We start from the raw sequence: 13,103 nt of genomic DNA, 5'->3' as shown, positions 1-13,103 counted from the left end.
GGCTCCTTCAGCCGAGGCGCACCGGCAGCTCCGCCAACCCCCGCAGCAGGGTGCTGGTCCGCCAGGTGAGCGTCGCCGGGTCGGCGGCGAGGGCGAGCGCGGGGTGCCGCCGAAGGAGCAGCCGTACGGCGACGACGGCCTCGACGCGGGCGAGCGGGGCGCCGAGACAGTGGTGGAGGCCGTGGCCGAAGCCGAGGTGGCCCCGGGGCCCGCGGCCGATGTCGAAGCGGTCGGGGTCGGGGAAGTACGCCGGGTCGCGGGAGGCGGCGGCGAGGGAGACGAGCACGGACTCGCCCGCCGCGATCGCGGTGCCCGCCAGCTCCAGCGGCTCGGCCGCGAAACGGAACGCGGAGGCGTGGACGGGGGAGTGGTACCGCAGCGACTCCTCGACGGCACGCTCGGTCAGGTCCGGGTCGGCCCGCAGGCGGTCGAGCTGGTCGGGGTGGGTGAGGAGTCCGTGGACCGTGGCGGAGATCAGGTTGACGGTCGTCTCGTGGCCGGCGACGAGGATCAGGAAGGCCATGCCGAGGAGTTCGCCGTCCGTGAGGTCCCCGCGGTCCGCGGCGGCGACCAGGTCGCCGAGCAGCGTGTCGTCCGGGGTGCGGCGCTTGGCGTCGGTCAGCTCGGTGAGGTAGGCGGTCAGCGCGGTCGCCGCTGCCCCGGCCGCTTCGGGCGAGGTGGGCATGACCAGCTCGTTCGACCAGGTGTGGAAGCCCGCGCGGTCGCTCTCCGGGACGCCCAGCAGCTCGCAGATCACCGTGACCGGCAGCGGCAGCGCGTACCGGGCGACCAGGTCGGCCGTGCCCGCTCGCGGCAGCGCGTCCAGCAGGTCGTGCGCGAGGCGCTCGACGCGCGGGCGCAGCGCGGCGATCCGGCCCGGCGTGAAGTGGCCGGCCACGAGGTGCCGCAGCCGGGTGTGCTGCGGCGGGTCGCTCTGGAGCATGTTGCGGCCGATGGCATGCCCGCCGTCGGTGCGCCAGGACGCGGAGTGCCGGATGTCGTTGCGCAGCCGCGGGTCGGTGAGCGCGGCCCGTGCCGCGTCGCGCGTCACGACCAGCCGGCATTCCCCGCTCCCCGGCACCACCACCCGGTGCACGGCGCCCTCGGCCCGCAGGGCGGCCAGTTCCTCGGGGGTGGGCGCGGTCATGGGGCCTCCTGGGGGAAGACATCTAAACGGGGAGTGCTCCCCACTTCCTTGGCCGACGATAGCATCGGCGTTCGGAGCACGGGGAGCACTCCCCGGTTCGTACGGCCCGGAGGACGAGGATGAGCGTCGGCGCAGGCGACGGAGCGCCCCGGCGGCGACGCGACGCGCGGCGCAACCGGGAGCTTCTGATGGAGGCGGCCCACGAGGTGTTCACCGAACAGGGGCTGGACGCGCCGCTGGACGTGATCGCGCGCCGGGCGGGCGTGGGCAACGCGACGCTCTACCGCCACTTCCCCACCCGCGCCGCGCTCGTCGACGCCGTGTTCCGCGACTCGCTGACGCACACGATGGACGCCGGCGAGCAGGCCCGGAACGCGCCGGACGCGTGGGCGGGCCTCACCGCCTATCTGGAGGTCGTCTTCAGCACCCTGGCCGCCGACCGCGGCTCCAACGACCTCATGACCACCCACTTGCGGGGTGTCGACAGCCTGGAGTCCGTGCACGAGCACAACCGCCGGACGGTGGAGTCACTGCTGTGCCGGTGCCGCGACGAGGGCACCGTCCGCGCCGACGTCACCACCGAGGACGTCCTGTTCGCGCTGGCGGCGCTCGGCCGCGCCGTCCCCGCCCTGACCGCCGCGACGGCGCCGGACGCCTGGCGCCGCCCCCTCGCCCTGCTCCTCGGCGGCCTGCGCGCCGGTACGCCCGCCCCGACCCCGCCGCCCCTGCCCGGCCCCGCGCTCACCGCCGCCGAACTCGGCGACGTACTGCGCGAGCTGGGCCCGCACCGCACCCGCGCCGCCGTGCGCGAGTCCGGCGCGTGAGGGAGGAACCGCTCAGCTCCGAGTCGTCTCCTGGGTGCCGGGTTCCTCGCGCTCGACCGTCTCCCCCTGGATGACGCGCGGCGTCCCCGGCGCGTCCGCGTCCTTGGCCGCGCGGGCCTCGGCCTTGAGGATCCGGGCCGACTTGCCCGCCGAGCGGGTCAGCTCGGGGAGCTTCTTGGCGGCGATGACGACTGCGACGACGATGAGAATGATCGCGAGTTCGCTGAGTCCGAACATGGCGCTCCCCTGGTGAACGTACGGTCCGGGCCCGCGGCACGGGCCCGGACGGAATCTACGGCAATGACGGCGGGCGTCAGAGGTCGAACTCGTGCGGCGGCAGGTCCAGGGCGTAGCACGCCTCGCGGACCACGGCCCGCTCGTCCTGGTCGAAGTCCCCGTCGGCGCCGCCGATGACGATGCCGATCTGCACGACGGCCCGTGCCTCGGCGGGCTTCTTCTTCGCCTTGGCGATCTCCTGGAGGATGCCGACCTTGCCGAAGGCGAAGTCGGCGGTCAGCTTGTCCAGGTTGGCCTCGAAGCGGCGGCGCAGGTCGTCGGCGGGGAAGTTCTGCAGCACCTCGTTGGTCGCGATCAGCTGGGCCACCCGCTGCCGCTCGGACGGGTCGACGGTGCCGTCGGCGGCGGCGACCAGGGCGCACATCGCCATGCTCGCGTCGCGGAAGGCGCCGCTCTTGAGGTCGTTCTTCTTCGCCACGAGCTGCGTCTGCATCTGCGACGCGGACTCCTTGAAGCGGTCCCACAGGGCCATGAGAACTCCGTACGGATCGGGGGAGGTCTTTCTCTACAGTCCTGTAGAAGTTATCAGGCCGCCGTCGCCTCCTCCCCGGGAACAACCGGGGGCCGTCCGGCCGTTCTCTACAGGTGAGTAGAAGCACAGGGGCCGGACCGCGAGCGAGGTCTCCCCATGTCTTTGCTCGTCCTTTACCATGAGAGGGAAACTCTCGGGCGGCCGGCTGGTACCGGCGCCCACCGACCCCGTTAAGGAGTCCCGTTCCGTAATGGAGCCTCCCAGTACCGGCCGTGCCATGGCCGGCCCGCAGTTCCCCCCGTATGCGCGTGAGGGAAGCGGGGTGGCACGGTGACCGAGGTCCTGCTGCTCCTGCTGGCCCTCCTCCTCACCCTGGCCTGCGCGCTCTTCGTCGCGGCCGAGTTCTCCCTCACCACCGTCGAGCGCGGTGACCTCGAGCGTGCCGCCGAGTCGGGCGACCGCCGTGCCGAGGGTGCCCTGAAGGCCGTACGCTCCCTGACCCTCCAGCTCTCCGGTGCCCAGCTCGGCATCACCGTGACCTCGCTGGTCATCGGCATGCTGGCCGAACCGTCGCTCGCCGTGCTGCTGCGCGGCCCGCTGACGGCGATCGGCCTGGGCGGCGCCGTCTCGACGGTGGCGACCCTGCTCGGCGTGGCCGTCTCCACCGTCGTCCTGATGGTCGTCGGCGAGCTGGTCCCCAAGAACTGGGCCATCTCCCGTCCGCTGGCGGTCGCGAAGGTCGTCGCGGGCCCGCAGCGCGGCTTCACCACCGCGTTCGGCCCCTTCATCCGCCACCTGAACAACACGGCGAACCGCACCGTGCGCCGCTTCGGCCTGGAACCGGCCGAGGAGCTGGCGTCCGCCCGCAGCCCCGAGGAACTGGTCGCCCTCGCCCAGCACTCGGCCGCCGAGGGCGCCCTGGAGGCGGACTCCGCCGAGCTGTTCGTGCGCACCCTGCACCTGAGCGAGCTGACCGCGGAGAACGTCATGACCCCCCGCGTGGACGTCAAGGCGCTGGAGGCCCACGCCACCGCCGCCGACGCCGCGAACCTCACCCACGCCACCGGCCTGTCCCGCTTCCCGGTCTACCGGGACAGCCTGGACGAGGTCATCGGCACCGTGCACATCCGCGACGTGCTGGCCCTGGAGCCGGACCGGCGCGCGGTCACCCCGGTCACCGAGCTGGCCACCGCGCCGCTCCTGGTGCCGGACAGCCTGCCCGCCGACCGGCTCCTGGAGCGCATGCGCTCCACCCGCACCATGGCCGTCGTCATCGACGAGTACGGCGGCACGGCGGGCGTGGCCACCGTCGAGGACATCGTGGAAGAGGTCGTCGGCGAGGTGCGCGACGAGCACGACCCCGTCGAGGTGCCCGACCTGCTGCCCGCCCCCGCCGACGCGGACGGCCGTCCGGCCTGGGAGGCCGACGGCTCGCTCCGTCTGGACCGGCTCGCACGCATCGGCCTGACCGCGCCGGACGGGCCGTACGAGACCCTGGCCGGTCTGATCGCCACCCACCTGGCGCGCATCCCCGCCGAGGGCGACGTGATCGACCTGGACGGCTGGCGCCTGGACGTCCTCGACGTGGACCACCACCGCGCCGACCGCCTCCGCGTCACCGCGCCCGTGCCGGTCCCGTCGGCCGACGCCGACCGGGAGCCGGAGGTCGCCCGATGACCGTCGTACAGCTGTTCATCGGCGCGCTGACGCTGCTGACCAACGCGTTCTTCGTGGGCGGCGAGTTCGCCCTGATCTCCGTGCGCCGCAGCCAGATCGAGCCGCGCGCGAAGGCGGGCGACAAGCGCGCCCGGATGACCCTGTGGGGCCTGGAGCACCTGTCGGCCATGATGGCGACGGCCCAGCTGGGCATCACGGTCTCCTCGCTGGTGCTCGGCGCGGTCGCCGAGCCGGCCATCGCGCACCTGATGGAGCCGGCCTTCGAGGCGGTCCACATGCCGCACGCGCTGGTGCACCCGATCGCCTTCGCGATCGCCCTGTCCCTCGCCACCTATCTGCACATGCTGATCGGCGAGATGATCCCGAAGAACATCGCGCTGGCCGCCCCGGCGACCACCGCGCTGATCCTCGGCCCGCCGCTGGTCGCCCTCACCCGGGCCCTGAAGCCGGTCGTCTTCGGCATCAACGCCTTCGCCAACACCCTGCTCAAACTGCTCAGGGTGGAGCCGAAGGACGAGGTCGAGGCCGTCTTCACCGACGACCAGCTGGCCCGCATGGTGGTCGACGCCAGCGAGGCCGGACTGCTCACCCCGGCCGACGGCGAGCGCCTGCGCGACGCGCTGGAGCTGGGCACCCGCCCGGTCGGCGAGATCCTGGTCCCGGTCCAGAAGATGCGGACGGTCACCCACACGGTCACCCCGGCGGAGCTGGAACGCCTGGCCGCGGACGCGGGCTACTCCCGCTTCCCGGTCACCGGCCCCGGCGGCACGGTCCTCGGCTACCTGCACATCAAGGACACGCTGGGCCTCACCGACCGCGACCGCCCCTTCCCGCGCTCGGCCCTGCACCGCGTCACCCGGGTCCGCATCGACACCCCGATGGACGACACCCTCACCGCCCTGCGCACCGAGGACAGCCACCTGGCCGCCGTCACCGGCGAGACGGGCGCGGTCCTGGGCTTCGTGACGATGGAGGACGTCCTGACCGAGCTGGTCGGGCCGGCCGCGGTGGCGTGATCCCGGGAACTCGGGGGTGACCGCGGGCGTCTCCCCCAGCGGTGCACGCAGGTGCACAGCGACACCGACACCGCTGCGGGAGGCGTTCATGGCCATGGTCGGCCTGTTCTGGATCACCGAGGACGCCGTGTACGTGGGCGCGGAGCCCACCGGCACGGCGTCCGGGGTGCGGTTGACCAAGGACGGGGTCGAGACCCTCGGCCTGGACCAGGGCCGCTTCTGGGCCTGGGACGAGGTCCGCGGCATCGACGTGCGGGACGTGGCCGTCCGGTCCGCCGCGCGGCGGCTGGCCTCGATGGCGTTCGACTCGGTCTACGCGATGATCACCGGTGACGGCGAGCACCCGCCGGCCTTCACCGTACGGGTCGAGACCGAGAGCGACGGCACGGTCGAGGCGAGCGCCATGGTGGCCGTCCCCGGCGGCATCCACACCCCCGACGAGTACGACCTCTCCCGCACCCTCCTCACCCGGCTCGCCGACGGCACCACGCCCGTCGAGGACCTGCTCGCCTGGCGTCGCGACCAACCCGCCGACGGCAGCCTCACCAAGGACGACCGGATGACACTGCTCCGCCGGTGGTCGGCTCCCGCCGACCACTGACACTCTCAGCGGACCTGCGCTCGCCGCGGCAGGTATCCGACCGGCGCGACTAGAGTTCGTGGTGCGGGGGAACCGGATTCCCTGCGGCGGGCCGTGTCCCCAGCGGTCCGCGGGAAGGTATGCATGACCCCGGAGAGCAGGCTGAACGCCGAAGGTCGGCCGCAGGCCGCCGACCGGCTCGACGACGATCACTACCCGGCGTACACCATGGGCAGGGCGGCCGAGCTCATCGGTGCCACGCCCGGTTTCCTCCGCGCCCTGGGCGAGGCGGGGCTGATCAGCCCCACGCGGTCGGGTGGCGGGCACCGCCGCTACTCGCGCCAGCAACTGCGCCGCGCCGCCCGCGCCCGCGAGCTGGTCGACCAGGGCACGCCCATCGAGGCCGCCTGCCGCATCGTCCGTCTCGAGGACGACCTGGAGGCGGCGCTGAGCATGAACGAGGAACTCCGCCGCGGGGCCGATCGCCCCGGCGACAGCGGAGGCGCTCGGAATGGGGAGCGAAAATCTGACGCGGGCGAAACAGATATTCGCCGGAGGCCGTAAAAGGAAACGTGATTCTTTTCCGTCCGCATTCTGCTTCCGGCCTGCATTCTGCGTCACATTCCGTGCGGCGGACGTATTCCGTGCTAGCGTGGACGGCAGTTGCAGTTGTGGTTGCCGTATGCGTTACCGGGTTTCCGGGCAGGTGATCATCGCAGCGAGATGAGAAGGCCCGCACCGTGCGGGCCTCGAACACTGCTCAGGAGAAAAACATGGCTTCCGGTACCGTCAAGTGGTTCAACTCGGAAAAGGGCTTCGGCTTCATCGCGCAGGACGGCGGCGGCGCCGACGTCTTCGCCCACTACTCGAACATCGCCACCCAGGGCTTCCGTGAGCTCCAGGAGGGCCAGCGGGTGAACTTCGACGTCACGCAGGGCCAGAAGGGCCCGCAGGCGGAGAACATCGTTCCCGCGTAACGCGCACACACGCAGCGAGAGGGCCCGCACCGTACGGTGCGGGCCCTCTTTGCCATCTCTTTACAACCCGTCCGGCCGCCGCCTCGTCTCTCCGCTCGATCCACCACCGCACGCGCCCCGCGCCCCGCGACCCGTGCGACACGTGACACGACGAAAGAGAGAGCGACCCGATGCGCCGTACGATCCTCAGCGCCGTGACCCTGGCCTGCACCGCCGTACTGATGGGCACCGCGCCCGCGTTCGCCGACGACCCGGCGCCCGCCCCCTCCGTCGCCGCCCCGGCCGAGAGCGCCCCGAGCCCTGGCACCGAACCGAGCGAGGTGCCGTCGCCGGTGCCGTCCGTCAGCTCCCCGGCCCCGGCGGCCGAGCCGACCCGGGCGCCGAGCGACGCCCAGGTCTCCGCCGTGCCCGAGGGCGCGCCCGACACCGGAGTGGCGACGTCGGAGTCCTCCGGCGGCAACGGAGGGCTGATCGGCGCGGGCGCCGGTGCCGCGCTCGTCGCGGGCGGCGCGGTCCTCTTCGTCGTACGGCGTCGGCGGGCGGCGACCGGGGCATGAGCCCGCTCTCCAGGCGCGCCCTCGCCACCGTCGCGCTGGCCGCGCTCCTCGTGGGCTGCGGCGGCGGCCCCGGGAGCGACACGACCGCACCCGCCCGCCCCGCGGCCACGGCACCGCCGCCTTCGCACGCCTCCGCGAAGTCGGTCACGCCGCTGGGGCGTTCGGTCCCCGTCGGCCTCGCCGTCCCGGCCATCGGCGTCGACACCCCGGTGATGCGGCTGGGACTGGCGGCGGACGGCACGGTGGAGGTACCGCCCGTCACGGACGACGACCGCGCGGGCTGGTACCGGCACTCGCCGACACCGGGCCAGCTCGGCCCGTCGGTGATCCTCGGTCATGTCACCGTCGGCACCCACGGTGACGGGGTCTTCCGTCACCTCGGGCGGCTGCACCGGGGCGACCGCATCGAGGCGCGCCTGGAGAACGGCACGGTGGCGGAGTTCTCCGTCACCTCCGTACGGACCGTCCCGAAGGCGCAGTTCCCGACCGACGACGTCTACGGGAACGTGGACCGCCCGGAGTTGCGGCTCATCACCTGCGGCGGCCCGCGGGTCGGCGAGGAGTACCGGGACAATGTGATCGTCTTCGCCGAGCTGAGCGCGACCACGAGCGCGACGAGCCCTCACGACCATGGAGAGCGTTGAAACGGTCCCGTGACAGGGCGGCGTCCGAGCTGTTCGCCGCCCTGTATCCGCGCCTCGCCGGCTGGTGCCGCCGGCTCGTCGACGACGACGAGACGGCCCACGAGATCGCCTCGGAGGCGTTCACCCGGCTCTGGGCCCGCTGGACGAAGGTGGAGGAGCCGCGCGGCTTCCTCTACGTCACGGCCGCCAACCTGGTCCGCGACCACTGGCGCAAACTGGAGCGCGAGCGCCGGGCGGTGCGCCGGGTCACCGCGGAGGTGGCCGTGCGCCCGCACCCGGAGCAGGCCGACCCCTCGGTCCGCCTGCTCGTGCAGTCCCTGCCGGAGCGACTGCGCGTGCCGATCCTGCTGCACTACTACGCCGACATGCCGATCCGGGAGGTGTCCGTGCTGACCGGGCGCAAGGAAGGAACCGTCAAGGCCGATCTCCACGCGGCCCGCGAACTGCTCCGCGTCCACCTGAGGAGAAGCCTTGACCACACGCCTTGACGACGACCCGGGCGACCCGGGCGATCCGGGGTTCGGGTGGGACGACGACGATCCGCTGCTGGTCGTGCTGCGTCCGGGCGCCGACTACCTGGGCCCGCCGCCGGGCCGCTACGAGGCGATCCGCCGGACGGCGTCCCGTCGGCGCCTGGTCCGCGCCGCGGCCGGTGCCGCCGCGACCGCTGCCGCCGTCGCCCTGATCGCGCTGCCGTTCCAGTGGGCGTCGGCCCCCGCGTCGCCCCCGCGTCCGACGGTTCCGCTGGCCCCGGCCCCCGCGGATTCCCCGCCGACGGCCTCACCGAGCCCCGCCCCGCCTCGCGACTCCTCGCCGGAGCCCACCCCCGAGGCGTCCGTGTCCACCGTGCCGGACGGGACACCGTCGGTCGCGCCGAGCACGCCGGGAGGCGGGCCGTCGACCGCGCCGAGCACGTCGGCCGCGCCCTCGGAGGACGTCGGCGCGGCTGCCGCGAGGCAAGGGAGAACGGCAGGCTGAACGCGGCGGAGGGCGGGGACGGAGGCTTCCGCGTCCGTCCCCGCCCTCCGCTCACACGTCCTGCGTCGGCGTCCCGCCGAGCAGCGCCGACGCGGTCTGCACCGGAGTGGCGTCGGGCGCCGGCGCGGGCTCGGCATCGGGGTGCGGGTGGCAGGTGAAGCCGAGGCGGGTCATGGCCCGGGTGACCTCGGCGCCGGAGAAGTCGCGGCGGTCCTGCCGGGTGACGACCTCGCCCACCTGCTTGACGGGGTAGCGGCGGCGGCCGATGGTCACGGACTCACCCGTGACGGGTTCGGGCGTGACCCCCTTCATCGATTGCAGCACCCCGTCCTTGGTGAGGTCGAACGGGTAGCGGGCGATGACACAGCGCATGATGCCTCCACAAGGGGGAGAGGGTGCGGGTGGACGAGCCGTTCGCCAGGGCCGGTAAGAGCCCTGGCGTTGTCTGACAGGCCTCTAGGCCTGTCCGGCGGATCATGCCGCAGACGCGGGGTCTGGCACGCCCATCTGCGGGCGTTGTCGTCGGTTGCCGACTCCCCCACGCTCGGCTTCGCTCGCGCGGGGGGACCCCCATCGCGTCGACGCCCTCCTCCGCCTTGCAGCTGGACGCACCAGACCCCGCTCACCGGCGACGATGAGATACCGCCGCTTTCCTGCGACCTGAACCGCCGGACAGGCCCTAGGCCGCCGAGCCGCCGGCGGACTGGCGGCGCGGTCGGCGGCGCGGGGTCTCGCCGGCGGGGCGGCCCTGGGTGCCGCGGCCCTGGCCGGTGCGGCCCTGCGGGGTCGCGCCCTGAGCGGTGCGGCCCTGCGAGGTGGCGCCCTGGCCGGCGCGGCCCTGCCCGCCGGTCCGCCCGCGGCGGGCGCGGGACGACGAGCCGCCGCCGGACGCGGCGCGACGGGGCCGCTCCACGACCGGCGCGGTGATGACGACCGGGACGCCGGACGGGGCCTGCGCGCCGGTGATGCGGGTCAGCTCCGCCTCGCCCGAACGGACCGGGGTGACCTGCGGAGTGATGCCGGCCGTGGCCATCAGCCGGGTGATGTCGCGTCGCTGGCCCGGGGTGACCAGGGTGACGACGCTGCCGGACTCGCCGGCCCGGGCCGTACGGCCGCCGCGGTGCAGGTAGTCCTTGTGGTCGGTCGGCGGGTCCACGTTGACGACCAGGTCGAGGTTGTCGACGTGGATGCCGCGGGCGGCGACGTTGGTCGCCACCAGCGCCGTGACGTGCCCGTCCTTGAACTGGGCGAGGGTGCGGGTGCGCTGCGGCTGGGACTTGCCACCGTGCAGGCCCGCGGCGCGCACGCCGCTCTTCAGCAGGTGCTTCACCAGCCGGTCCACGGCGTGCTTGGTGTCCAGGAACATGATGACCCGGCCGTCCCGCGCCGCGATCTCGGTCGTCGCCTGGTGCTTGTCGGTCTCGTGCACGTGCAGCACGTGGTGCTCCATCGTGGTGACGGCACCGGCCGACGGGTCGACGGAGTGCACCACCGGGTCCGACAGATAGCGCCGGACCAGCCGGTCGACGTTGCGGTCGAGGGTGGCCGAGAACAGCATCCGCTGCCCGTCCGGGCGCACCTGGTCGAGCAGGGCGGTGACCTGGGGCATGAAGCCCATGTCGGTCATCTGGTCGGCCTCGTCCAGGACGGTGATCGCGACGTCGTCCAGTCGGCAGTCGCCGCGGTCGATGAGGTCCTTGAGCCGCCCGGGCGTCGCGACGACGACCTCCGCGCCGGCCCGCAGCGCACCGGCCTGCCGGCCGATCGACATGCCGCCGACCACGGTGGCCGAGCGCAGGCCCAGGGCACGGGCGTACGGGGTGAGCGCGTCGGTGACCTGCTGGGCGAGTTCCCGGGTGGGGACGAGGACGAGGGCGAGCGGCTGCCTCGGCTCGGCGCGCCGGCCGGCGGTGCGGGCCAGCAGGGCGAGGCCGAAGGCGAGGGTCTTGCCCGAACCCGTGCGGCCGCGGCCGAGCACGTCACGGCCGGCCAGGGAGTTCGGCAGGGTCGCCGCCTGGATCGGGAACGGCGAGGTCACGCCCTCGTTGCCGAGCGCGGTCAGCAGCCGCGCCGGCATGTCGAGCTCGGCGAACGACTCGACGGCGGGCAGGGCCGGGGTGATGGTCTTCGGCAGCGCGAACTCGCCCTGAGGGGCGGCCGGCCGGCGTCCGGAGCCCTGAGAACGTCCGGAGCCCTGGGGACGTCCGGAGCCCTGGGAGCGGCGAGGGCCGCCGCCGGAGCGTCGGCGGTCGTTGGTGCGTACGCGGTTCATGGCGAACCTTCCTTGATAGGGCACGTATCAAGGGAGACCCGCAGCAGAAGAGCGGCGCAGGGAATCGCAAGAACGAGCCGGCCCCGGTCGATTTCGGCGTGTGGTGCCGAGTGGACCGGGAGAATTGAGGGAACTGCGGAAACTGAATGCGCCCGGAAACGCGGCGAGCTGGGGCCCGCACCCCAAGGTGCGGGCCCCAGCTGCGAAGTACGCGTGAGCGTCAGGCGGGAGTGATGTTCTCGGCCGTCGGGCCCTTCTGGCCCTGCGCGATGTCGAACGTCACCTTCTGGCCCTCGAGCAGCTCACGGAAGCCCTGGGCGTTGATGTTCGAGTAGTGGGCGAAGACGTCGGGGCCGCCGCCGTCCTGCTCGATGAAGCCGAAGCCCTTTTCCGCGTTGAACCACTTCACGGTGCCGGAAGCCATAGTTTTCTCCTTCGGTACGGTGCTCGGAGTACACCCTGTGTGAACTCCGGTCGCCGTGATGATCACCCCGTCGGAAAAACCTTCAGGCAACCACAACTGCAACTTCCTACGACAGTAGCACGCCGTGATCGGGCGGGCGCGCGGAATAATCTTGGTCCAACTGGCCGACCGGGAATATTCCCGGGGAGCCCGGTCGATTTCTCCCACCACGACGGCGGACGGGCTGCCGCCGAGCACCCTGCGCACCAGGCCCCCAGGGCCTAGGATCCGGAGCCATGGCCCTGACCATGAGCGACGTGGACCGGTTCGAGACCTCCAGGCCCCGTCTGGAGGCCATCGCCTACCGCCTCCTCGGCTCCGCGAGCGAGGCCGAGGACGCCGTGCAGGAGACGTTCCTGCGCTGGCAGGCCACCGACGTCGACCGCGTCGAGGTCCCCGAGGCGTGGCTGACCAAGGTCCTCACCAACCTCTGTCTCAACCAGCTCACCTCGGCCCGCGCACGTCGCGAGACCTACGTGGGCCAGTGGCTGCCCGAGCCGCTGCTCGCCGGGGACCCGATGCTCGGCCCCGCCGACACCGCCGAGCAGCGCGAGTCGGTCTCGTACGCGGTCCTCGTCCTGCTGGAGCGCCTGTCCCCGGCCGAGCGGGCGGTGTACGTGCTGCGGGAGGCCTTCGACTACCCGCACCGGGAGATCGCCCGGATCCTCGACATCAGCGAGGCCGCCAGCCAGCAGATCCTCCACCGCGCCAAGAAGCACGTGGCGGAGGGCAGGGCCCGCACCGAGGTCGACGAGGCCGCGGCCCGGCGGGTCGTCGAGGAGTTCCTCACGGCCGCCACCAGCGGCCGGACCGAGCCGCTCGTGCGGTTGCTCACCGCGGACGCCATCTCCATCGGCGACGGCGGCGGGAAGGTGCCCGCCCGCGCCAAGGCGTTCGAGGGCGCCGTCGCGGTCGCGAAGTTCATGCGGGGCCTGTTCACCCCGGGCAAGGCCAAGCGGGACCTGGTCGGCGGCTCGCCCGAGGTCCACGCCACCACCGCCAACGGCGGCCCGGCCGTCGTGGCGGTCGTCGACGGCCGGGTCGTGGGCATCCTGTGCGTCGAGGTCACGGCCGAGGGCATCGCCGCGTTCCGCAACCAGGTCAACCCCGACAAGCTCGAACGCGCCACGCGGCGGTGGGCGGCGGCCGACCACGGCGCACCCTTGTTCCGCGCCTTCTGACCCGGTGTGACGCGGCTC

17 protein-coding genes are annotated in these 13,103 nt (G+C 73.1%); 11 read left to right on the top strand and 6 right to left on the bottom strand.

From position 1 onward, the window contains the following. Positions 1-7: 7 nt before the first annotated feature. Positions 8-1,147 carry a cytochrome P450 gene (locus tag ACIGO6_RS14040; RefSeq protein WP_399875327.1) on the bottom strand — a complete coding sequence of 380 codons (1,140 nt, stop codon included), beginning with the start codon at positions 1,145-1,147 and terminating at the stop codon, positions 8-10. A 119-nt stretch (positions 1,148-1,266) separates the two neighbouring features. Here ACIGO6_RS14040 and ACIGO6_RS14035 point away from each other — a divergent pair, with 119 nt between their 5' ends. Further along, positions 1,267-1,971 (top strand): TetR/AcrR family transcriptional regulator, encoded by a 705-nt coding sequence (locus ACIGO6_RS14035; protein WP_399875325.1) that lies wholly within the window; start codon positions 1,267-1,269, stop codon positions 1,969-1,971. Positions 1,972-1,983: 12 nt separating this feature from the next. On the opposite strand, the gene ACIGO6_RS14030 is transcribed toward ACIGO6_RS14035, so the two are convergent. Together ACIGO6_RS14030 and ACIGO6_RS14025 are read right to left on the bottom strand one after the other, a co-directional pair. Next, complete coding sequence (locus tag ACIGO6_RS14030) at positions 1,984-2,208, bottom strand: twin-arginine translocase TatA/TatE family subunit (RefSeq protein WP_399875323.1); 225 nt, start codon at positions 2,206-2,208, stop codon at positions 1,984-1,986. A gap of 76 nt (positions 2,209-2,284) precedes the next feature. Continuing rightward, positions 2,285-2,740: a tellurite resistance TerB family protein gene (locus ACIGO6_RS14025; RefSeq protein WP_399875321.1), complete on the bottom strand. Its 456-nt coding sequence runs from the start codon at positions 2,738-2,740 to the stop codon at positions 2,285-2,287. A gap of 330 nt (positions 2,741-3,070) precedes the next feature. Between ACIGO6_RS14025 and ACIGO6_RS14020 the strand changes: the two genes are divergently transcribed. The 9 genes from ACIGO6_RS14020 (at position 3,071) to ACIGO6_RS13980 (ending at position 9,169) form a co-directional block, all read left to right on the top strand. Further along, positions 3,071-4,417, top strand: coding sequence for a hemolysin family protein (locus ACIGO6_RS14020; protein ID WP_399875319.1), 1,347 nt, complete (start codon positions 3,071-3,073; stop codon positions 4,415-4,417). Continuing rightward, positions 4,414-5,433: a hemolysin family protein gene (locus tag ACIGO6_RS14015; protein ID WP_399875317.1), complete on the top strand. Its 1,020-nt coding sequence runs from the start codon at positions 4,414-4,416 to the stop codon at positions 5,431-5,433. Before ACIGO6_RS14020 ends, ACIGO6_RS14015 begins: the two co-directional genes overlap by 4 nt. A gap of 88 nt (positions 5,434-5,521) precedes the next feature. Beyond that, a complete protein-coding gene (locus ACIGO6_RS14010; protein ID WP_399875316.1) occupies positions 5,522-6,034 on the top strand; it encodes a hypothetical protein in 513 nt (170 codons plus the stop codon). Positions 6,035-6,157: 123 nt separating this feature from the next. Beyond that, entirely contained in the window at positions 6,158-6,577 is a 420-nt protein-coding gene (locus tag ACIGO6_RS14005; protein ID WP_399875314.1) for a MerR family transcriptional regulator, read from the top strand. 209 nt (positions 6,578-6,786) lie between these two features. Next, the gene (locus ACIGO6_RS14000; RefSeq protein WP_311575348.1) at positions 6,787-6,990 is read left to right on the top strand and encodes a cold-shock protein; all 204 of its coding nucleotides are present in this window, start codon (positions 6,787-6,789) and stop codon (positions 6,988-6,990) included. 170 nt (positions 6,991-7,160) lie between these two features. Next, positions 7,161-7,547 (top strand): sortase-dependent protein, encoded by a 387-nt coding sequence (locus ACIGO6_RS13995; RefSeq protein ID WP_399875311.1) that lies wholly within the window; start codon positions 7,161-7,163, stop codon positions 7,545-7,547. Next, positions 7,544-8,191: a class F sortase gene (locus tag ACIGO6_RS13990; RefSeq protein ID WP_399875310.1), complete on the top strand. Its 648-nt coding sequence runs from the start codon at positions 7,544-7,546 to the stop codon at positions 8,189-8,191. Before ACIGO6_RS13995 ends, ACIGO6_RS13990 begins: the two co-directional genes overlap by 4 nt. Next, positions 8,188-8,679, top strand: a complete 492-nt coding sequence (locus ACIGO6_RS13985) for an RNA polymerase sigma factor (RefSeq protein ID WP_399875308.1) — start codon at positions 8,188-8,190, stop codon at positions 8,677-8,679. Before ACIGO6_RS13990 ends, ACIGO6_RS13985 begins: the two co-directional genes overlap by 4 nt. Further along, positions 8,663-9,169 carry a hypothetical protein gene (locus ACIGO6_RS13980; protein ID WP_399875306.1) on the top strand — a complete coding sequence of 169 codons (507 nt, stop codon included), beginning with the start codon at positions 8,663-8,665 and terminating at the stop codon, positions 9,167-9,169. The genes ACIGO6_RS13985 and ACIGO6_RS13980 overlap by 17 nt, the downstream gene beginning before the upstream one ends. 51 nt (positions 9,170-9,220) lie before the next feature. Here the strand turns inward: ACIGO6_RS13980 and ACIGO6_RS13975 are convergent, their stop codons facing one another. The 3 genes from ACIGO6_RS13975 to ACIGO6_RS13965 form a co-directional block, all read right to left on the bottom strand. After that, positions 9,221-9,541: an SCO5918 family protein gene (locus ACIGO6_RS13975; RefSeq protein WP_399875304.1), complete on the bottom strand. Its 321-nt coding sequence runs from the start codon at positions 9,539-9,541 to the stop codon at positions 9,221-9,223. Between the two features lie 307 nt (positions 9,542-9,848). Beyond that, entirely contained in the window at positions 9,849-11,441 is a 1,593-nt protein-coding gene (locus ACIGO6_RS13970; protein WP_399875302.1) for a DEAD/DEAH box helicase, read from the bottom strand. A 220-nt stretch (positions 11,442-11,661) separates the two neighbouring features. Next, positions 11,662-11,865, bottom strand: coding sequence for a cold-shock protein (locus tag ACIGO6_RS13965; RefSeq protein ID WP_003975209.1), 204 nt, complete (start codon positions 11,863-11,865; stop codon positions 11,662-11,664). Positions 11,866-12,140: 275 nt separating this feature from the next. Between ACIGO6_RS13965 and ACIGO6_RS13960 the strand changes: the two genes are divergently transcribed. Then, positions 12,141-13,085, top strand: coding sequence for an RNA polymerase sigma-70 factor (locus tag ACIGO6_RS13960; RefSeq protein ID WP_399875300.1), 945 nt, complete (start codon positions 12,141-12,143; stop codon positions 13,083-13,085). The last annotated feature ends 18 nt before the right edge of the window (positions 13,086-13,103 follow it).

It is taken from the genome of Streptomyces sp. NPDC053750 (genome assembly GCF_044544295.1).
Taxonomy (GTDB): Bacteria; Actinomycetota; Actinomycetes; order Streptomycetales; family Streptomycetaceae; genus Streptomyces.
The sequence above is the reverse complement of the archived record's forward strand: the minus strand, read 5'-3'. Positions and strand labels throughout refer to the sequence as shown.